Raw genomic sequence first — 20,892 nt, forward strand, 5'->3', positions numbered from 1 at the left:
CCCGCCAGTCCAATCAGTGAAAAATCATATTCCTTCCGTGAAAATATGTTGACTCTGTGGTGCAATTTTGGACCTAATTGGATCAGACCAAAAGAACCAAACCAAAATATTGGTCCGTACCAATGGGAGAGCCACATGACAAAGAAACGTATCGCCATCATCGGCGCCGGCCCCTCCGGCCTGGCCCAGCTGCGCGCATTCCAGTCCGCCGCCAACAAGGGCGAAGAAATCCCTGAGATCGTCTGCTTTGAAAAGCAGGACAACTGGGGCGGACTGTGGAACTACACCTGGCGCACCGGCCTGGATGATAACGGCGAACCGGTGCATTGCTCGATGTACCGCTACCTGTGGTCCAACGGGCCAAAGGAAGGCCTGGAATTTGCCGACTATTCCTTTGAGGAGCATTTCGGCAAACAAATCGCATCCTACCCGCCGCGCGCCGTGCTGTTCGACTACATCAAAGGCCGGGTGGAAAAAGCAGACGTGCGCAAGTGGATCCGCTTCAACTCGCCGATCCGCTGGGTCGAATATAATGAGGACGCGGGCAATTTCACCGTCACCGTGCACGACCACGCCAAGGACAGCACTTACAAGGAAGACTTCGATCACGTTATCTGCGCCTCAGGCCATTTTTCGACCCCGAACGTGCCGTTCTATCCGGGTTTTGACACCTTCAACGGCCGCGTGCTGCACGCCCATGACTTCCGCGATGCGCGGGAATTCAAGGGCAAGGACATCCTGATCCTCGGCGCCTCTTACTCGGCCGAAGACATCGGCTCGCAGTGCTGGAAATACGGCGCCAAGTCGATCACAACCTCCTACCGCTCTGCGCCGATGGGCTTCAAATGGCCGGACAACTGGGACGAGGTTCCGGCGCTGGAGTCGGTCGACGGCAACACCGCAACCTTCGCGGACGGCACCCAAAAGGAAGTTGACGCGATCATCCTTTGCACCGGCTACAAGCATTTCTTCAGCTTCCTGCCGGACGATTTGCGCTTGAAAACCGCCAACCGCCTTGCCTCGGCTGACCTCTATAAGGGTGTGGTTTTTGCCCATAACCCCAAGATGTTCTATCTGGGCATGCAGGATCAGTGGTTCACTTTCAACATGTTCGACGCCCAGGCCTGGTGGGTCCGCGATGCGATCATGGGCAAGATCGAAGTCCCCGCGGACAAGGCAACCCTGCTGGCCGACGTGAAGGAGCGTGAAGCGCGCGAAGAGGCCTCGGATGACGTTAAATACGCGATCAAATACCAGGGCGACTACGTGCTGGAACTGATCGAAGAAACCGACTACCCGACCTTCGACGTGGGCGGCGCATGCCAGGCGTTCTATGAATGGAAGGGCCACAAGGCCGAAGACATCATGGCCTTCCGCAATAATTCCTACAAATCGGTCATCACCGGCACCATGGCGCCTGTCCACCACACCCCGTGGAAGGACGCCCTGGACGACTCGCTGGAGGCCTACCTGCAGAACTAGGATCTGCCTGCTTTGGCAGATCCGCCTGCGCCGTTTTCCTTCCTGGGCGGCGCAGGCACCTTTCGCCGCTGTGCGAATCCCTCTTCGCAAGCTAATATCCACCTTATGCAGCGCGATAATACCATGACACTTGGCTTCCTGATTTTCCCCGGCTTTCCAATGGCCTGCCTGACCTCGGCTATCGAGCCTTTGCGGGCGGCGAATGAAATTGCCGGCACTGAAACCTTTCACTGGAAACTGGTCTCGGAAACCGGCGCCAGCGTGAACGCCTCTGCCAATGTGGCCTTTCAGCCTGATTGCGCTCTGGATCAGGCCGAGGACATCGACACGCTGTTTCTGCTGTCCAGTCCGCAAGGCAAGTTTGAGGACCCCAAAGGCTCCAACGGCAAGCTCCGCCACCTGGCCCGCCACGGCACCACCATGGGTGCGGTGTCAGGCGGGGTGTTCCCGCTCGCGCGTTCCGGCCTGCTCGACGGGCACAGCTGCTCGGTCCACTGGTGCTACAAGGCCGCCTTCAGCGCCGAATTCCCATCGCTTGCCACCGTCGACGATGTAATTGTTCTGGACCGCCGCCGCTTTACCGCCAGCGGTGCTGCGGCAATGTTCGACCTCTCGCTCAAACTGATTGAGCAGACCATGGGCGACGCGGTGATGACCGAAGTTGCCTGCTGGTTTCAGCACCCGATGGTCCGGGCCGAGGGCGTGCGTCAGAAGATCCCCGCCTTTAAGACCGACAGCACCGCCGACAGCCTGCCCCCGCCAGTGGCCAAGGCGGTGGAGCTTTTTGCCGACAATCTGGAGCATCCGGTGTCGATCCGCGACGCCGCCAGCGAAATCGGCGTCTCCCCGCGGCAGCTGGAACGCAGCTTCAAATCCGCCACCGGGCAAAGCCCCGCAATCTATTACCGCACACTGCGGATGAACGCGGCACGGCAGCTGGTAATGTACTCCCGGGATTCCATTACCTCGATCGCCAATGCAGTTGGCTATGCCACCTCCTCAACCCTATCGCAGCACTACCGCGACAGTTTTGGCGTCACCCCGCAGGAAGAGCGCCGCAAGGTGAACCTGTTCCGGGTCCAGGACAACCGCCCGATTCCGTCAGCCTAGCGCGTCCATAATGTCTCTTGGGGCAACACATAGGTTGGCCGGGCTTTCGCTGCCAATTGCATTGGCTTTTCTCAGAACAACACCTGCACACCACCTGGATCCAGTTGTGCCGCAAGCGGCTGAGCGGCCATTTCCAAGGGCTCGTCCACTGCGGGTTCAGCAGGAACCTCTCCGGGGAAAACCGGTTGGGCTGCCAGTTGGACACCCAGCCCCAATGGCAAAGGAAGTCCCCCTAATCCCAGATCAAGATCCAGCACGATCCCATTTTCGGGAACCACATTTACATCAAAACTGCTGGACGACGTCTCGACCTCTCCATCCGGTGCTTGCAGCGTAGTTTCGACATTGATCGTAGCGGGCCCCAAGTCCCCGGATGCCGGCGCAATTGTCAATTGGGACAAATCCCAGCCCGTGACATCCAGCTCCCCTCCGGCAGGGATGCCCGCATTCCCATCCGAACTGATCACCCAATTGTCCGGAACATCGGTCAATTTGACCGCAAGCAATGCGGACGTTCCGGTGTCGATGTCCACGATGAACCCCGCATCATCATCATCTTCGATGGTACCGGCCGGGCTGGGCGTCACCAGGCTGAAATCTGTCTCTCCAGGCCCGCGCCACTCCAGAGTCATCTCTGCGTCGCCATTCAGGTCGAGGTGATGAATGACGATTTCATGCTCACCTGCGCCCATGTTGCAGGCTCCGATCTGCACAGTTGCAAGTCCCTCAACCGCATTGATAACCACAGGATCCCCATCGATCCACATGACAACGGTATCACCGCTGGTCAGCCGAAACTCATAGTTGCCCGGATCATCAACTTGGATACGTCCGGTGACCCGGGTCGCAAACACATCGGTTGATGCTACATCAAAAAACGAAAACGGGGTGCTCGGGAAATCAATGGTCTCTGTATAGAAATCTCCCAGCGGATCACTGCCAAAATCGACACCCAGAATACCTAGAACCCCATCCGCAACTGCGATCTGTTCCACATGGAAACTGGTGCTCACTGTCACAGCAGCCGGCGGGACAGCAACATCCCCGACCGTCAGGCTGAAGGTCCCGCTGCTGCTCAGCCCGCCGGGATCGGTGGCCGTGACGGTCACCGTGACCGAAGGCTCTGCCTCATGGTCCAGGCTGATGCCGTCTTTCAGCTTCAGCACCCCGCCCGTGACCTCAAACCGCGCGTCATCCACCGTATAGCTCAGCGCATCGCCCTCCGGATCGCTGGCCGAGACCGCGCCGATCACCGCCCCCGCCGCGTTTTCCGCAACCGATGCATTGTCCAGCGCTGGCGCGCCAGGGGCCTCGTTCACATCCCCGACCGTCAGGCCGAAGGTCCCGCTGCTGCTCAGCCCGCCGGGATCGGTGGCCGTGACGGTCACCGTGACCGAAGGCTCTGCCTCATGGTCCAGGCTGATGCCGTCTTTCAGCTTCAGCACCCCGCCCGTGACCTCAAACCGCGCGTCATCCACCGTATAGCTCAGCGCATCGCCCTCCGGATCGCTGGCCGAGACCGCGCCGATCACCGCCCCCGCCGCGTTTTCCGCAACCGATGCATTGTCCAGCGCTGGCGCGCCAGGGGCCTCGTTCACATCCCCGACCGTCAGGCCGAAGGTCCCGCTGCTGCTCAGCCCGCCGGGATCGGTCGCCGTGACTGTCACCGTGACCGAAGGCTCCGCCTCATGGTCCAGGCTGATGCCGTCTTTCAGCTTCAGCACCCCGCCCGTGACCTCAAACCGCGCGTCATCCACCGTATAGCTCAGCGCATCGCCCTCCGGATCGCTGGCCGAGACCGCGCCGATCACCGCCCCCGCCGCGTTTTCCGCAACCGATGCATTGTCCAGCGCAGGCGCGCCCGGGGCCTCGTTCACATCCCCGACCGTCAGGCTGAAGGTCCCGCTGCTGCTCAGCCCGCCGGGATCGGTGGCCGTGACGGTGACCGTGACCGAAGGCTCAGCTTCATGGTCCAGGCTGATGCCGTCTTTCAGCTTCAGCACCCCGCCCGTGACCTCAAACCGCGCGTCATCCACCGTATAGCTCAGCGCATCGCCCTCCGGATCGCTGGCCGAGACCGCGCCGATCACCGCCCCCGCCGCGTTTTCCGCAACCGATGCATTGTCCAGCGCTGGCGCGCCCGGGGCCTCGTTCACATCTGTGACCGTCAGGCTGAAGGTCCCGCTGCTGCTCAGCCCGCCGGGATCGGTGGCCGTGACGGTGACCGTAACCGAAGGCTCTGCCTCATGGTCCAGGCTGATGCCGTCTTTCAGCTTCAGCACCCCGCCCGTGACCTCAAACCGCGCGTCATCCACCGTATAGCTCAGCGCATCGCCCTCCGGATCGCTGGCCGAGACCGCGCCGATCACCGCCCCCGCCGCGTTTTCCGCAACCGATGCATTGTCCAGCGCTGGCGCGCCAGGGGCCTCGTTCACATCCCCGACCGTCAGGCCGAAGGTCCCGCTGCTGCTCAGCCCGCCGGGATCGGTCGCCGTGACTGTCACCGTGACCGAAGGCTCCGCCTCATGGTCCAGGCTGATGCCGTCTTTCAGCTTCAGCACCCCGCCCGTGACCTCAAACCGCGCGTCATCCACCGTATAGCTCAGCGCATCGCCCTCCGGATCGCTGGCCGAGACCGCGCCGATCACCGCCCCCGCCGCGTTTTCCGCAACCGATGCATTGTCCAGCGCAGGCGCGCCCGGGGCCTCGTTCACATCTGTGACCGTCAGGCTGAAGGTCCCGCTGCTGCTCAGCCCGCCGGGATCGGTGGCCGTGACGGTGACCGTGACCGAAGGCTCTGCCTCATGGTCCAGGCTGATGCCGTCTTTCAGCTTCAGCACCCCGCCCGTGACCTCAAACCGCGCGTCATCCACCGTATAGCTCAGCGCATCTCCCTCCGGATCGCTGGCCGAGACCGCGCCGATCACCGCCCCCGCCGCGTTTTCCGCAACCGATGCATTGTCCAGCGCAGGCGCGCCAGGGGCCTCGTTCACATCTGTGACCGTCAGGCTGAAGGTCCCGCTGCTGCTCAGCCCGCCGGGATCGGTGGCCGTGACGGTGACCGTGACCGAAGGCTCTGCCTCATGGTCCAGGCTGATGCCGTCTTTCAGCTTCAGCACCCCGCCCGTGACCTCAAACCGCGCGTCATCCACCGTATAGCTCAGCGCATCGCCCTCCGGATCGCTGGCCGAGACCGCGCCGATCACCGCCCCCGCCGCGTTTTCCGCAACCGATGCATTGTCCAGCGCAGGCGCGCCAGGGGCCTCGTTCACATCCCCGACCGTCAGGCTGAAGGTCCCGCTGCTGCTCAGCCCGCCGGGATCGGTGGCCGTGACGGTGACCGTGACCGAAGGCTCTGCCTCATGGTCCAGGCTGATGCCGTCTTTCAGCTTCAGCACCCCGCCCGTGACCTCAAACCGCGCGTCATCCACCGTATAGCTCAGCGCATCGCCCTCCGGATCGCTGGCCGAGACCGCGCCGATCACCGCCCCCGCCGCGTTTTCCGCAACCGATGCATTGTCCAGCGCTGGCGCGCCAGGGGCCTCGTTCACATCCCCGACCGTCAGGCCGAAGGTCCCGCTGCTGCTCAGCCCGCCGGGATCGGTCGCCGTGACTGTCACCGTGACCGAAGGCTCCGCCTCATGGTCCAGGCTGATGCCGTCTTTCAGCTTCAGCACCCCGCCCGTGACCTCAAACCGCGCGTCATCCACCGTATAGCTCAGCGCATCGCCCTCCGGATCGCTGGCCGAGACCGCGCCGATCACCGCCCCCGCCGCGTTTTCCGCAACCGATGCATTGTCCAGCGCAGGCGCGCCCGGGGCCTCGTTCACATCTGTGACCGTCAGGCTGAAGGTCCCGCTGCTGCTCAGCCCGCCGGGATCGGTGGCCGTGACGGTGACCGTAACCGAAGGCTCTGCCTCATGGTCCAGGCTGATGCCGTCTTTCAGCTTCAGCACCCCGCCCGTGACCTCAAACCGCGCGTCATCCACCGTATAGCTCAGCGCATCGCCCTCCGGATCGCTGGCCGAGACCGCGCCGATCACCGCCCCCGCCGCGTTTTCCGCAACCGATGCATTGTCCAGCGCTGGCGCGCCCGGGGCCTCGTTCACATCTGTGACCGTCAGGCTGAAGGTCCCGCTGCTGCTCAGCCCGCCGGGATCGGTGGCCGTGACGGTGACCGTAACCGAAGGCTCTGCCTCATGGTCCAGGCTGATGCCGTCTTTCAGCTTCAGCACCCCGCCCGTGACCTCAAACCGCGCGTCATCCACCGTATAGCTCAGCGCATCGCCCTCCGGATCGCTGGCCGAGACCGCGCCGATCACCGCCCCCGCCGCGTTTTCCGCAACCGATGCATTGTCCAGCGCTGGCGCGCCAGGGGCCTCGTTCACATCCCCGACCGTCAGGCCGAAGGTCCCGCTGCTGCTCAGCCCGCCGGGATCGGTCGCCGTGACTGTCACCGTGACCGAAGGCTCCGCCTCATGGTCCAGGCTGATGCCGTCTTTCAGCTTCAGCACCCCGCCCGTGACCTCAAACCGCGCGTCATCCACCGTATAGCTCAGCGCATCGCCCTCCGGATCGCTGGCCGAGACCGCGCCGATCACCGCCCCCGCCGCGTTTTCCGCAACCGATGCATTGTCCAGCGCAGGCGCGCCCGGGGCCTCGTTCACATCTGTGACCGTCAGGCTGAAGGTCCCGCTGCTGCTCAGCCCGCCGGGATCGGTGGCCGTGACGGTGACCGTGACCGAAGGCTCTGCCTCATGGTCCAGGCTGATGCCGTCTTTCAGCTTCAGCACCCCGCCCGTGACCTCAAACCGCGCGTCATCCACCGTATAGCTCAGCGCATCTCCCTCCGGATCGCTGGCCGAGACCGCGCCGATCACCGCCCCCGCCGCGTTTTCCGCAACCGATGCATTGTCCAGCGCAGGCGCGCCAGGGGCCTCGTTCACATCTGTGACCGTCAGGCTGAAGGTCCCGCTGCTGCTCAGCCCGCCGGGATCGGTGGCCGTGACGGTGACCGTGACCGAAGGCTCTGCCTCATGGTCCAGGCTGATGCCGTCTTTCAGCTTCAGCACCCCGCCCGTGACCTCAAACCGCGCGTCATCCACCGTATAGCTCAGCGCATCGCCCTCCGGATCGCTGGCCGAGACCGCGCCGATCACCGCCCCCGCCGCGTTTTCCGCAACCGATGCATTGTCCAGCGCAGGCGCGCCAGGGGCCTCGTTCACATCCCCGACCGTCAGGCTGAAGGTCCCGCTGCTGCTCAGCCCGCCGGGATCGGTGGCCGTGACGGTGACCGTGACCGAAGGCTCTGCCTCATGGTCCAGGCTGATGCCGTCTTTCAGCTTCAGCACCCCGCCCGTGACCTCAAACCGCGCGTCATCCACCGTATAGCTCAGCGCATCGCCCTCCGGATCGCTGGCCGAGACCGCGCCGATCACCGCCCCCGCCGCGTTTTCCGCAACCGATGCATTGTCCAGCGCTGGCGCGCCAGGGGCCGTGTTGACCGAAGGATCGCTGGGATCCGGGTCCGTAGGTGTCGGATCCACCGGGTCCGGGCCCGTAGGCGTCGGGTCCACCGGGTCCGGGTCGGTAGGCGTCGGGTCCACCGGGTCCGGGTCCGTAGGCGTCGGGTCCACCGGGTCCGGGCCCGTAGGCGTCGGGTCCACCGGGTCCGGGTCCGTAGGCGTCGGGTCCACCGGGTCCGGGCCCGTAGGCGTCGGGTCCACCGGGTCCGGGTCGGTAGGCGTCGGGTCCACCGGGTCCGGGTCCGTAGGCGTCGGGTCCACCGGGTCCGGGCCCGTAGGCGTCGGATCCACCGGGTCCGGGTCGGTAGGCGTCGGGTCCACAGGGTCCGGGTCCGTAGGCGTCGGGTCCACCGGGTCCGGGTCCGTAGGCGTCGGGTCCACCGGGTCCGGGCCCGTAGGCGTCGGGTCCACCGGGTCCGGGTCGGTAGGCGTCGGGTCCACCGGGTCCGGATCCGTAGGCGTCGGGTCCACCGGGTCCGGGCCCGTAGGCGTCGGATCCACCGGGTCCGGGTCGGTAGGCGTCGGGTCCACCGGGTCCGGGTCCGTAGGCGTCGGGTCCACCGGGTCCGGGCCCGTAGGTGTCGGGTCCACCGGGTCCGGATCCGTAGGTGTCGGGTCCACCGGGTCCGGGTCCGTAGGTGTCGGGTCCACCGGGTCCGGGTCCGTAGGCGTCGGGTCCACTGGATCCGGGTCCGTAGGCGTCGGGTCCACAGGGTCCGGGTCCGTAGGTGTCGGATCCACCGGGTCCGGGTCCGTAGGTGTCGGGTCCACCGGGTCCGGGTCCTGCGGAGTGCCAGGCTTACCGGTTAGACTTCCGGCAGGAGGCGCAGGAGAAAACAAGGCCTGTGGCCCGGCATCACTGCTTTGAAAGGCGCCCGCATTGCCGGACGGTTCGGCAATTGATGCTGGCAATGCGGCTTGCTGCAAATCCGGCGCAGCCGTCGTATCTTCCCCACCAATGGCAGAAGGCGCGGCGGGCGGCCGCCCTTGATCCGGCAAAGCTAAAGAAGGATCTTCTAAATCGTCGGTTTCAGCTGGCTTTTGCGCAGCACGGCCTGGCTGACTGCCGGTTTTTTGCGGCAGCACATCCCAGTCATCGCCCTGAGCTTTGTCCATTCCAGGGTAGTCCATAGTACCGCGATGCAAAAGAGACTGACGCTCTCCATTATCGGTGCCATCCCCCTCACCGAACTTTGGCGCCGTATTTGCCGCTTTCGTACGCAATTCACGCTCTGTTTCCTGAACCCGGACCCCAATCGGTTCAGCACTGAAATTTCCGGCACCTCCTGTGCCAAACGGATTATCCGCAGCCATCTAAAACTCCCCGGCAGAACATTACCATTTCACTCAACAAATACCCCGGGCAACGGCCAGCAACGTCCGGCGCCCTGATGCTTTCCTGTATGTTAATAACATTCAACTCCACCATAAGGCGAATGGAGTGTCTGTAAATTTGCACCTAAATTGTAGCCGCCCTTGTTCAGCCGTTTACGCGGGATAAAGAGAAGATCCGCAATATTCAATCTATAGTAGTGTTTGTGTTTAAGGGGTAATTATGTCGGGGACAGGCCAGTCCAGCACTGCCGCATTGCGGCCGGGTGTTTTGAAACTCGATCCCGATTCAATTCTTTCAGCGATCATCATCAATCTTCTGACACTCGCCTTACCTGTTGCGATGCTTCTGGTTTTCGGCCGGGTCATTCCCAATGAATCTTATGACACTCTGTTCGGGATTTTTCTGGCCCTGATTGCCGTCTTGCTGATCGACTTTGTGCTGAAGGCAGCGCGCGCCCACTACGTGCTGGAAACCGCACGGCATGAGGGGGAACGGGCAGGCGAAACCTTGTCCGGTGCCCTGTTTGAAGGCGCTCCCGGCGCGTTGGAGCAGATGGGACAGGAAGCCGCTGTTGAACGTCTGATGGGGGTGCTGGGCCTGCGCCACGCTGTGAAAGAGCAGATCGTCAAAATGTCGGTAGATCTGGCGTTTTCCGTAATTTTCCTGCTGGTTATTGCCGCAATGGGCGGCTGGCTGGTGGCGGCTCCGCTCACCGTGATAGCCGGGCTGCTGCTGACGGTTGCACTGCTGCGGCCGCCCTACCGGACAGCTTCGCAGCTGCAGCGGGAATACGACAAACGCAGGCTGTCATTCCTGCAGGAGATCCTGCAGCGGGCACAGCTGATCAAGCTGCTTGGCCTGGAACATCAGATGCTGCGCCGGTATGAGCTGCTTCATGCCAGTGCCTCTGCGTCCGGGGAAAAAATCATCCGGGTGAGCAACGCCGGACAGGCTGCAGCCAGTGCCGGTTCCCAGATCGCTACAGTCCTGACCTGCGCCCTGGGAGGGCTGCTTGCCATACAAGGCAGCCTGTCAGTTGCAGAACTGGCTGCCAGCATGCTGCTGACCGGACGTGCCGTGCAGCCGGTCATCCAGCTGACATTTCTAAGTGCCGTCAAGGATGACGACAGGGCACGGACCTCCGGGCTGGCCAAGGTGGCTGCAGTGAAGAAAGCCGCCGCAGCGCCGGTGCGTGTCCCGGTGACCGGGGCGATCACCGTGAAAGGTTTATCTCTGGACCGGCCCGGGAAAAACGGCAGCTGGTTCCGCAATATCAGTTTTTCGGCGGCACCCGGGCAGCTGATTGCCATTGAAGGCGGTGTCCAGTGCTGCTCGGGGGCGTTCCTGCGGATCCTTGCCGGCGAAGTCCCGGCCAGCAGCGGAACGGTTTATCTGGACGGGCCCGGATATGTTGACCCGGACGCCGCCAACTCCCCGCCAGGCCTGGTGTTTGAGCCACGGCAGCCTGTGCTGACGGATGGCGAAATTCTGGAGAACCTCACCCTCTTCGACCCCCAGCGGCACACCAAAGCCCTGCAGGCCGCAGCCTCGAAACTTGGCGTCAGCAGCCAGCTCGCCCAGCTTCCCAACGGGGTGCACAGCCAAGTTGCGCGCAATGGCCAAGGTGCCGGCAGCCCGGGGTTTTTCAGGCGTCTGGCGCTGGCAAGAACATTTGCGCAGCAACCCGCAATTCTGTTGCTTGAAGATCCTTTTGCCGACTTGGACCCGGACGGGGTGCGGGCGCTCGAAACGCTGCTGCTGTCCTTGCAAGGCAAGACAACCTGCGTGCTGACCCGGGCCGCCCCGGCAATTCTGGATGCTGCCAATACGATCATCCGGCTCAGCCCTGAACCCGCTGCGCCCAGCGGCACGCGATGACCCAACAGGGCGGAGATCTGATATGAACAGTATCAACACCGGCTTTGAGCAGCTGGACGGCGCCCGGATGCACGGGCCGCACAGCAGTGTTCTTAAGTGGGCGGCAAGCAGGCAGCAGCAGGCAGAACCGGCGCGTGCCGCAGAACTGCTGACGGCCTTGATGCGGTTTGGCGGCTGGGACGCGATGGAGGCACAGGCGCGCGCGGCACTGCCGCACGGGCGCAGCAATTTTGACGGCTGGGATTTATGTGACGCGCTGATTGCCTTGCGGGTTCCGTACCTGCGCCAGGATGGCCGTGCTGCGCAAGGCCCGGCAGAATCGGGGATCAGCCTTTACATCCGCCGGGATGGCAGCTTTCGCCTAGCCAGCCCTGCGTCAGGGCGGGCGATGGCAGGCCCCGATGAAACCCGGCTGTCTTTGCTTCCGGCGTCGGATGCCAGCCGCCGGCCGGCAGCGCAAAGCACTGCGGCGCTCCTCAAGGGGCTGCAAGACCATGTCTGGTCGCTGCTGTTTGCCTCTTCTGCCATCAACCTGGCCGGGCTGCTGACCCCGATTTTTGTCGTTCTCGTCTACAACCGCGCAATTCCGGCGGGCGCACCGGGGGTAATCACTGTGCTGGCCGCCGGGCTTTTTCTGGCCCTCGCAACAGAGCTTGCCATCCGCCGGATCCGCAGCCGTGCCCTGGTCAGCCTGGCAGCACAGCTGGAGCACCGGCTGAGCCTTGCATTGCTGGAAAAACTGATGGTCTTCCCAAGCGCCTTGCAGCAGCAATCGGCCTCGCAACAGCAGCGGGCCCGGCTGAAGCAGTTTGAGACGGTCAGGGATGCACTGGTGGGTCCGCTGATGCAGGTCGCCCTCGACGCTCCATTTGTGGTGATTTTCGGCGCGCTCCTGTTCTATATTGCGCCGCCTGTCGGGTTCGCGGCCCTGGCTGCGGCGCTTGCACAACTGGCGTTCCTTGCAGCTTTTGCACCGCACCTGCGCCGTCAGGAAGTGATTGCAAACGATGCCGCACGCGATTGGCGGAAGCTGTGCGAAACCGTCGTCAGCCAGCGCTGGCATTTGCGGCGTCTGCATGGCGCCAAACCCTGGAGGCAACGCTTCCACGCCTCCCTTGCCAATGCGCTGAACGCCTCCATGCGGCAGCAGTTCCTGATCGAGCTTTCAGCCCATGCCTCCCAGTTTCTCATCCTGCTGGCCGGGGTGGCCGGCGGGCTGCTGGCAACCAGAATGGCGATCCAGGGGGAGCTGACCATTGGCGGCTTCGTCGCAATTCTAGTGATGATCTGGCGGTTCCTGTCCCCGGTCCAGTCTCTGGCCCGGGCAACAGGCCAGGCGCTGGCCGTCCGGCAAAGCTTGCGGGACATCGACAAGATTCTGGCCCAGCCAGAGGAATTGCGCCGCGAAGTGGCCCCCCGCACCGCACCGCCGGTGGCAGCACCGGTGGTGGTGGAACAGGCTGCTCTGCGGTTCGGCGGCAGCGGCGACCTGGCCCTGGCCGGCGCAAGCCTGAGCTTGCACAGCGGCACCATAACCGTTCTGTCCGGCGCCAACATGTCAGGCAAGACCCTGCTGGCGGAAATCTTGCCAGGATTGCACCAGCTTGCGGCCGGACGGGTTCTGTTCAACGGCACCGACCAGCGGCATGTTCCGGTGGACGACCTTCGCGGCGCAATCGCCTTTGCGCCTCAAGAACCAGCCTTCGTCTATGGAACGATCTGGCAGAATTTTGAACTCGCCCTGCCTGGCGCGTCGCAGCGGGAGGTTCTGGACGTCCTGGAGGAAGCAGGGGTCCGCAGCGAAATCGAAGCGCTGCCGGACGGCATGAACACCCGCCTGACAGTCGAAGCCAGCGGCCGCCTGCCGCAAGAACTGCTTCAAGGCATGTCGCTTGCCCGTGCCCTGTTGCAAGCCGGACCGATCCGTATCTTCGATCAGCCCTGCGAAGGGCTGGACCCCAAACATGCCCAACGGATCCGCGCCGCCATTGCCCGGCGGCGGGCAAGCAGCACCACGCTGCTGATTTCAAACCGGCCCGGGGATCTTGCTCTGGGGGACAGTTTCACAGTGCTGCACCGCGGGCGAACGGTGCTGAACGGCAAGGGCCGCAAAGGGCGCGACAAGGCCAGCGCGTTTTTGAACGGCACCCTGACCGGCGGATAGAGGCAAGGAGACAGTGATGGAGCAGGAAACAACAACCCTTTGGACTCCCAGCCTGGACGAGGCCAAGAAACGGGGACTGAATGTGATCCACAAACCGGTCACCGGAACATCCCGCCGGGTGGCGCGCATACTGTTTGCGGCGCTGGCGGCTGCAACGGCCTGGGGCTGGTATGCGGAACTGCCGGAACTGACCTATGCCAAGGGCCGGCTGGTGCCGTCGTCAAACCCGCGCCCGGTCGAACATCCAGACGGCGGCGTCCTGGACGAAATCCTGGTGCGGGAGGGCCGTTTTGTCGAGGCGGGCACCCCCGTGGCCCGGCTGTCCGCCAACCTGCTGACAGAAGAACAGGGGCGGCTCAATGTCCGTGAAGCTGCCCTGTCACGCGACACCGCCCGTTTGAAGTCTGTTATTTCGGTGATCAGCGGCACACTATCCGGCAGTGCCGCCCGCGGTCAGTTGGAACCGGGCCACAGGCTGCTGGCCCAGCTGGATGCGTTTGAGGCCAGCCGCGCCCGCCACCGGGCCAGGATCTCCGAGCTGGAGCGGGCGCTTGAAATCCGCCAGCAGATCCTGGGAAACGCCCGCCGCCGCGAAGAAACCTTTGCAATCGAGCAATCCGCCGCCCTTGCGCTGCATGGCAAGGGGCTGCTCAGCACCACCGCGATGAGCCGGCTGAGCGCGCAGCAGCTTGAGATCGAAGGCGACCGGCTGCGGGCCTTTGCGGCACTGGCGGATGGTGAACGCAACCTGCACGAAGCCCGCCGCCAGGAACAGGAATTCGTGGCAGGTATCAAGGACACGCTGATGTCTGAACTGGAAACAGAAGAAGAAGAGCTTGCCTTGGTTTTACAGGCTTCGGCTGACAATGCCGCCCGTCAGCAGCGGCTGACCATCCTGTCCTCGGTGCCCGGGATTGTGCAAAAGCTGCATTTCAGCGGACCCGGCGAGGTTGTTGCCCCGGGGGAACCCATCGCCGAGATCCTGCCGACCCAGGACAGGCTGATTGCCGAGGTTGAGATCCAGCCTCAGGACATTGGCCACGTTGCAATTGGCGATCCGGTGGAGCTGAAATCCACCACGTTTGATGCCAGGCAATACGGCGTGCAGGCGGGTGAAGTCTTTGAAATCTCGCCGAACTCCCGCCTGAACGAGCGTAATGAGGCGTATTTTGACGTCCGGATCGCGCTTATTGATGAAACCGCCGATGCAGAAACTCTAAGCAGCCGCCTGTCCGCCGGCATGGAAGTGAACGCGGCCATCCGGACCGGCGAGCGCACGGTTCTGGACTACATCCTGGCCCCAATCGCCGACCCGATCAGCCGCGCCTTTCACGAACGCTAAGCGGTGGCCATCGTTGCCCCGGCCGGGGCACCAAACAGCACAAAGGCAGCCGCCCGTTGCGGACGGCTGCCTTGTTCTGACCAGCCTCGTTCAGATAACCGATCTTGCGGCTGCCATCAGCGCATGATGCAGCGAGGCTGCAGAGGAACGCGGGCCGATGATCGAATACTGCTGCCCCGGAGCATGGCACAGCAGAAAGACGCCAAGATGCTCCATCGAGGTGCGCACCGCACCCCCCGCTTTTGCGCCGCGGATATCAGCATTGCACAGCCGCTCCAGCACATCAGAACAGCGCGCGCCTTCCAGGTCGAAGCGGCACCAGCCGTCGGTCTGCTCCACCACGGAACCGGCCTCGCCGACGGCCAGTTTCAGCTCACCCGCCAGCAGCTCGTGGCTGTCATGCGGGGCAGAGACCATCCACAGATCCGGCCCCATCCACCAGGTGGAAAACACACCGTGCTCACTCCAAGCGGCAGGCTCCGGCAACACCCCGCCCAGGTAAGACGCAGCCGCAGATTTCACCGCCTCTTCCTGCCCCTGGCGCGCCGCCAGGGAGGCCAGCGCCCGGTCCGTGACCTCGTGGATCAACAGACCGGTGAAGTTATCCGCCCGCGGCTCATGCCCGCCCAGCGGAGAGATGGCTTTCAGTCCATGATTATCAAACTTACCCACGGAGACGCTCCCCTTCCGGATCCACAAAATGCGCGCTGACAACTTCGACCCGGGTTTCCTTGCCCTCCAGCGGGTTGACCGCGCGGATCACCTCGCCCTTGCGCGCATCACCCCGCTTCAGGAAGCCGATACCGATCGCGCATCCCAGCACCGGCGAATAGGCGGCAGAGGTTATATAACCCTGATCGGTGGCCGCGCTGACTTCGCCGTCAGCGTTCATCAAATGCGACCCGGCCGGCACCGGATCGGCGGCATTCACCGGTTTGAAACCGACCAGCTTCAGCGCATCTTCCCGATTCATGCCCTCGCGCTCGCTCAGCGTGTTGCCGATACAGTCCTTCTTCTTGCTGACCATCCGTCCCATGCCAAGGTTCAGCGCCGAGGTTGTCCCGTTCAGCTCGTTACCGGCAGCATGACCCTTCTCGATCCGCATGACGCCCAGCGCCTCGGTGCCATAGGGCACCGCGCCGAACTCCTCGCCCGCTTCCATCAGCTTGCGGATCATCGCATCACCGTAACGGGTCGGAACCGCGATCTCATAGGCCAGCTCGCCCGAAAACGAGATCCTGAACAGCCGCGCCCGGCAGCCGCCCGCCACGGTGACTTCACCGCAGCCCATAAAGGGAAACGCCTCGTTCGAGAGGTCGAACTCTGGGTCCACCACCTTTTGCAGCAGCTTGCGGGCATTCGGACCGGCCACCGCGAACTGTGCCCAGGCCTCGGTGGTCGAGATCAGCTGCACATCCATATCCGGGAACAGGCACTGGCGCGCAAACTCCATGTTGCGGTAAACCAGAACGGCGTTGGCGGTGGTGGTGGTGACCACGAAATGATCCTCGGCAAAGCGCGCCGCGGTGCCGTCGTCATAGGCAATGCCGTCCTCGCGCAGCATCAGACCGTAACGGACCTTGCCCACCGGCAGTTTGGCAAAGGCATTGGCGTACATCTTGTTCAGGAACGCCGCCGCATCCGTGCCCTGCACGTCGATCTTGCCCAGCGTGGTCACATCGCAGATGCCGACCGAGTTCCGGGTCTGCAGCACCTCGCGGTCCACCGACTGACGCCAATGGGTTTCGCCCGCCTTGGGGAACCACTGGGCGCGCAGCCACTGGCCGACCTCGACAAATTCCGCACCCTGCTCCTCAGCCCATTTGTGGCTGGGGGTCTTGCGGGTGGGCCGGAATTCCTCGCCGACCGAGCGGCCTGCCATCACGCCAAAGGACACTGGCGTATAGGGCGGGCGGAACATGGTGGTGCCGACCTCGGGGATCTGCTTGCCCGCCAGTTCGGCCATGATCGCCAGGCCGCCCATGTTGGAGGTTTTGCCCTGATCGGTCGCCATGCCCAGCGTGGTATAGCGCTTCAGGTGCTCGACCGAACGGAAGTTCTCCTGATGCGCCAGCTTCACGTCTTTGACGGTAACGTCGTTCTGCTGGTCCAGCCAGGCGCGGCCCTTGCCTTCCTTCACGTACCAGAAGGGGGTCACGTTGACGGGCGCATCCTCGGCCTCGGGCAGATCACCGGCCTTGGCTTCGATCCCCAGTTCCGACAGCGCGGCCACGGCGCCCTCGGCACCGGCGCGCAGAGCGGCAGCGGTGGAAAAATTGCCGTTTGCAGCACCGGCCACAGACATGTTTTGCGGCAGTGTCCCCGCGGGGACAAAGGCTGCAATGTCTTCACGCCAGGCCGGGCGGCCGCGCTGGTGGCAGGTCAAATGCACGTTCGGGTTCCAGCCGCCCGAGACCGCCAGCGCGCCGCAAGGCACGTCGCGGGTGGTTCCATTGGCCAAACGCAGCTGAACCATTTCCAGGCCCAGCCGGCCCTTGGTGTCAATCACCTGCGCACCGGCAAACAGCTCGGCGCCGTCAACCTTGGGCGCATCGGCGCGGGTGTCGATCACCGCAGCCACATTCACACCCTTGGCGATCAGGTCAGACACAGTGCGGTGGCCGTCGTCATTGTTGGTGAAGACCGCAACACTCTGATCCGGCGTCACCGCCCAGCGGTTGGCATAGGCACGCACCGCACCGGCCAGCATCACGCCCGGACGGTCGTTGTTTTCAAACGCGATGGGACGCTCGGTGGCGCCAGCCGCCAGCATCGCCCGCTTGGAATAGATCCGCCACAGGATCTGCCGCGGCTTGCCTGCTTCCGGCGCCATCACGTGGTCGGCAGTACGCTCCACCGCGCCATAGATACCGTGGTCGAAGGCCCCGATGATGGTCGTACGCGGCATCACCCGCACATTGTCCATCGCGGCCAGTTCTGCCTGCACCTGCGCCACCCAGGCAGCACCGGTCAGATCACCAATGCCAAAGCTTTCGGCATTCAGCCGCCCGCCCAACAGGAAATCCTCGTCAGCAATGATCACCTGCGCGCCGGCCCGGCCAGCGGTCAGAGCCGCCATCAGGCCGGTAGGACCGGCGCCGATCACCAGCAGGTCGCAATGCAGGAAACCCTTATCATAGGCGTCCGGGTCGTCCTCGAAACTGATGCTGCCCAGACCCGCGGCCTTGCGGATGATCGGTTCATAGAGTTTTTCCCAGAACGCCGCCGGCCACATGAAGGTTTTGTAGTAAAAACCCGCCGTCAGGAAGTTCGAAAACCGGTCGTTGATCGCCATGAAGTCATGCTGCAAGGACGGCCAGCGGTTCTGCGAGTTTGCTTCCAATCCCTCGTACAGCTCAGCCGTGGTGGCGCGGGTGTTCGGCTCCTGCCGCCCGCCGCTGCGCAGCTCAACCAGCGCGTTGGGTTCTTCGGAACCCGCAGTCAGCACGCCCCGCGGACGGTGGTATTTGAACGAGCGGCCCATCAGCCGCACGCCGTTTGCCAGCAGGGCCGAGGCCAGCGTGTCGCCCTCAAACCCTTTGTAGCGTTTACCGTCAAAGGAGAAGGTCAGTGTCTTGCTGCCCTTGATCAGCCCGCCATCCAGGCGGTTGACCTGCACGCCTTTGCGGGCGCCGGTGCTGCCGTCGGCCTGAAAGGCCACGCGGTCGGCGTTCATTACTGCATCAGTCATTTGCTGCGCCCCCTTGCCCGGGCCACATCGCGGGCCAGCTCAACGTTCAGGATTTCATGGGTCACGGTGTTGCGGGTCACCACCAGCCAGGAGCGGTCGCCCTGCTCGTGGAACCACAGCTCGCGGTGTTCGCCCGCCGGATTGTCGCGCAGGTACAGGTAGTCGTGAAACTGGTCCGCCGCGTCTTCGGCCTGCCAGTCAGGCCGGTCGATCAGGCTGGCGTCGCCCAGATAGGTGAATTCCTGCGAGTCGCGCGGCCCGAGGATCGGATGGGTAATAATCATCGTCTGGTCCTTTCCTCAGTGCAGGTTCGGCTGGGCGCCCTGGCCCTTTTCATCAATCATGCAGCCGCGGCGGAACCGGTCGAGCCGGTATTCCGCGGCTACCTTGTGCGGCGTGTCCGTCGCCAGCAGATGCGCATAGCACCAGCCCGAAGCCGGGGTCGCCTTGAACCCGCCGTAGCACCAGCCGCCGTTGAAATAGAGCCCGTCCACATGGGTCTTATCGATGTAGGGAGAGCCGTCCATCGACATATCCATGATGCCGCCCCAGCTGCGCAGCATCCGCACCCGGCCTAAGCTGGGGATCAGCGCCATGCCGCCTTCCATCACGTCCTCGACAACCGGCAGGTTGCCGCGCTGCGCATAGGAATTGTACATGTCCAGATCGCCGCCAAAGACCAAACCGCCCTTGTCGGACTGGCTGCAGTAAAAATGACCGGCACCAAAGGTGATCACCCCGTCCAGAACCGGCTTCAGCCCTTCGGACACGAACGCCTGCAGCACGTGGCTTTCGATCGGCAGGCGCATGCCCGCCTTCTCCATCACCCGGCTCGACGATCCGGCGACGCAGCTTGCCACCTTGTTGGCGCCGATGAAGCCCTTGGTGGTTTCCACACCCAGGCATTTGCCGTTCTCGATCTTGAAACCGGTGACTTCGCAGTTCTGGATTATGTCCACGCCGCGCAGGTCCGCCCCGCGGGCATAGCCCCAGGCCACCGCATCGTGGCGCACGGTGCCGCCGCGGCGGTGCAGCAAACCGCCCTTGATCGGGAAACGCGCGTTGTTGAAGTTCAGGAACGGATACATGGCGCGGACGCCGTCAACATCCAGCAGCTCCGCGTCGGATCCGTTCAGGATCATTGCATTGCCCCGCCGCCGCGCCGCATCGCGCTGCGCGTCCGAGTGTACAAGGTTCAGAATGCCGCGCTGGCTGACCATGGCGTTGTAGTTGAAGTCCTGCTCCAGCCCTTCCCACAGCTTCAGCGAAAGCTCGTAAAACGGCTCATTGCCGTCCAGCAGGTAGTTGGAGCGGATGATGGTGGTGTTGCGGCCCACATTGCCGCCGCCGATCCAGCCCTTCTCAATCACCGCGACATTGGTCAGCCCATGATTTTTAGCCAGGTAATAGGCCGTCGCCAGCCCGTGGCCGCCGCCGCCGATGATCACCACATCGTAGCTTTTCTTGGGTTCCGGATCGCGCCAGGTCGGGCGCCATCCCTTGTGGCCCGTCAGGGCCTCCTTGATTACTTTCAGGCCGGAGTACCGCATGATGTCCTCATCAACTGTCCCCGACAGATTTGTTGAGAAATGCGGCAATTCACAGTGTGATTTCGGACATCAGCGGCGCCATATGCGTCAGAAACAGGATATCACCAATGCGGCCGCAGCATTCTCCTCGCACTGCGAAATGCACAGGAACTTACTTAACCAATTGTATTTAAAATATATACTTGAAACAAAGTGGAACGGCGTCACGATTTCAGAATACGCGCGGTTTGCGTCACCCACCCCGGTATCCGCGCCAAATGCGTCAGAAACGACTCACTCAGACAGGTCGATCTCATCCAGCTCGTTCAATAGGTCCAACAGCGCCTCATAGCGGTCCTCACCCATCTTCTGACGGGTCCGGTTCATCAGCGCGAGGCTCGCCTCAATGTTGCCGGCGATGACCTTCTCCCCCTCCGGTGCGATCTGCACCACCTGGCGGCGGCGGTCTTCCTTGTCCCGCTCCCGGGTAATCAGCTGCTTTTCCTCAAGTTTCTGCAAGATCCGCGTCAGGCTTGGCAGCAGCAGGCAGGCCAGCTCGGCGATCTGGGTCGGATCAATCGGCCCGCTCTCCTGCACCACCCGCAGGACACGCCATTGCTGTTCGGTCAGACCGGCTCCGCTCAGCAGCGCGCGGATCGGTCCCATCACACGCTCCCGCGCCCTGAGAAGGGCAATCGGCAGCGAACGGTCGGTGGAGGGCATCATCCTGGTCATGCCCGATTATCACCCCGCTTCCGGCTAAACGCAATTGCCGCTTGGGTTTCTTCTGCTTGACTCACAGCAGTGCATTTGCTACACATGTTAAGTAATTCAG

General features: G+C 63.4%; 11 protein-coding genes. 5 read left to right on the forward strand and 6 right to left on the reverse strand.

What is annotated here, in order from left to right; genetic code table 11:
- The first annotated feature begins 135 nt into the window (after window positions 1-135).
- Both ETW24_RS18045 and ETW24_RS18050 read left to right on the forward strand, forming a co-directional pair.
- Window positions 136-1,482: an NAD(P)-binding domain-containing protein gene (locus ETW24_RS18045; RefSeq protein ID WP_129372319.1), complete on the forward strand. Its 1,347-nt coding sequence runs from the start codon at window positions 136-138 to the stop codon at window positions 1,480-1,482.
- A gap of 105 nt (window positions 1,483-1,587) precedes the next feature.
- Window positions 1,588-2,592 carry a GlxA family transcriptional regulator gene (locus ETW24_RS18050; RefSeq protein WP_027256656.1) on the forward strand — a complete coding sequence of 335 codons (1,005 nt, stop codon included), beginning with the start codon at window positions 1,588-1,590 and terminating at the stop codon, window positions 2,590-2,592.
- 71 nt (window positions 2,593-2,663) lie between these two features.
- Here the strand turns inward: ETW24_RS18050 and ETW24_RS18055 are convergent, their stop codons facing one another.
- A complete protein-coding gene (locus ETW24_RS18055; protein WP_129372320.1) occupies window positions 2,664-8,888 on the reverse strand; it encodes a PA14 domain-containing protein in 6,225 nt (2,074 codons plus the stop codon).
- A 784-nt stretch (window positions 8,889-9,672) separates the two neighbouring features.
- Here ETW24_RS18055 and ETW24_RS18060 point away from each other — a divergent pair.
- Genes ETW24_RS18060 through ETW24_RS18070 form a run of 3 tightly spaced genes read left to right on the forward strand, consistent with a single transcriptional unit; the run spans window position 9,673 to window position 14,837 of the window.
- Window positions 9,673-11,331, forward strand: a complete 1,659-nt coding sequence (locus tag ETW24_RS18060; protein WP_129372321.1) for an ABC transporter transmembrane domain-containing protein — start codon at window positions 9,673-9,675, stop codon at window positions 11,329-11,331.
- 22 nt (window positions 11,332-11,353) lie between these two features.
- Complete coding sequence (locus ETW24_RS18065) at window positions 11,354-13,495, forward strand: ABC transporter transmembrane domain-containing protein (protein WP_164982768.1); 2,142 nt, start codon at window positions 11,354-11,356, stop codon at window positions 13,493-13,495.
- A gap of 16 nt (window positions 13,496-13,511) precedes the next feature.
- Complete coding sequence (locus ETW24_RS18070; protein WP_129372323.1) at window positions 13,512-14,837, forward strand: HlyD family type I secretion periplasmic adaptor subunit; 1,326 nt, start codon at window positions 13,512-13,514, stop codon at window positions 14,835-14,837.
- A 90-nt stretch (window positions 14,838-14,927) separates the two neighbouring features.
- On the opposite strand, the gene ETW24_RS18075 is transcribed toward ETW24_RS18070, so the two are convergent.
- The 5 genes from ETW24_RS18075 to hpaR all read right to left on the reverse strand — a co-directional run bounded on the left by ETW24_RS18075 (window position 14,928) and on the right by hpaR (window position 20,792).
- Entirely contained in the window at window positions 14,928-15,509 is a 582-nt protein-coding gene (locus ETW24_RS18075) for a sarcosine oxidase subunit gamma (protein WP_129372324.1), read from the reverse strand.
- Entirely contained in the window at window positions 15,502-18,513 is a 3,012-nt protein-coding gene (locus ETW24_RS18080) for a sarcosine oxidase subunit alpha family protein (RefSeq protein ID WP_164982794.1), read from the reverse strand. The genes ETW24_RS18075 and ETW24_RS18080 overlap by 8 nt, the downstream gene beginning before the upstream one ends.
- Window positions 18,514-18,524: 11 nt before the next feature.
- Complete coding sequence (locus tag ETW24_RS18085) at window positions 18,525-18,812, reverse strand: sarcosine oxidase subunit delta (protein WP_129372326.1); 288 nt, start codon at window positions 18,810-18,812, stop codon at window positions 18,525-18,527.
- 15 nt (window positions 18,813-18,827) lie between these two features.
- Window positions 18,828-20,078, reverse strand: coding sequence for a sarcosine oxidase subunit beta family protein (locus ETW24_RS18090; RefSeq protein WP_129372327.1), 1,251 nt, complete (start codon window positions 20,076-20,078; stop codon window positions 18,828-18,830).
- A 273-nt stretch (window positions 20,079-20,351) separates the two neighbouring features.
- The gene (hpaR, locus tag ETW24_RS18095; protein ID WP_129372328.1) at window positions 20,352-20,792 is read right to left on the reverse strand and encodes a homoprotocatechuate degradation operon regulator HpaR; all 441 of its coding nucleotides are present in this window, start codon (window positions 20,790-20,792) and stop codon (window positions 20,352-20,354) included.
- Window positions 20,793-20,892: the final 100 nt, after the last annotated feature.

It is taken from the genome of Leisingera sp. NJS204 (assembly GCF_004123675.1).
Taxonomy (GTDB): domain Bacteria; phylum Pseudomonadota; class Alphaproteobacteria; order Rhodobacterales; family Rhodobacteraceae; genus Leisingera.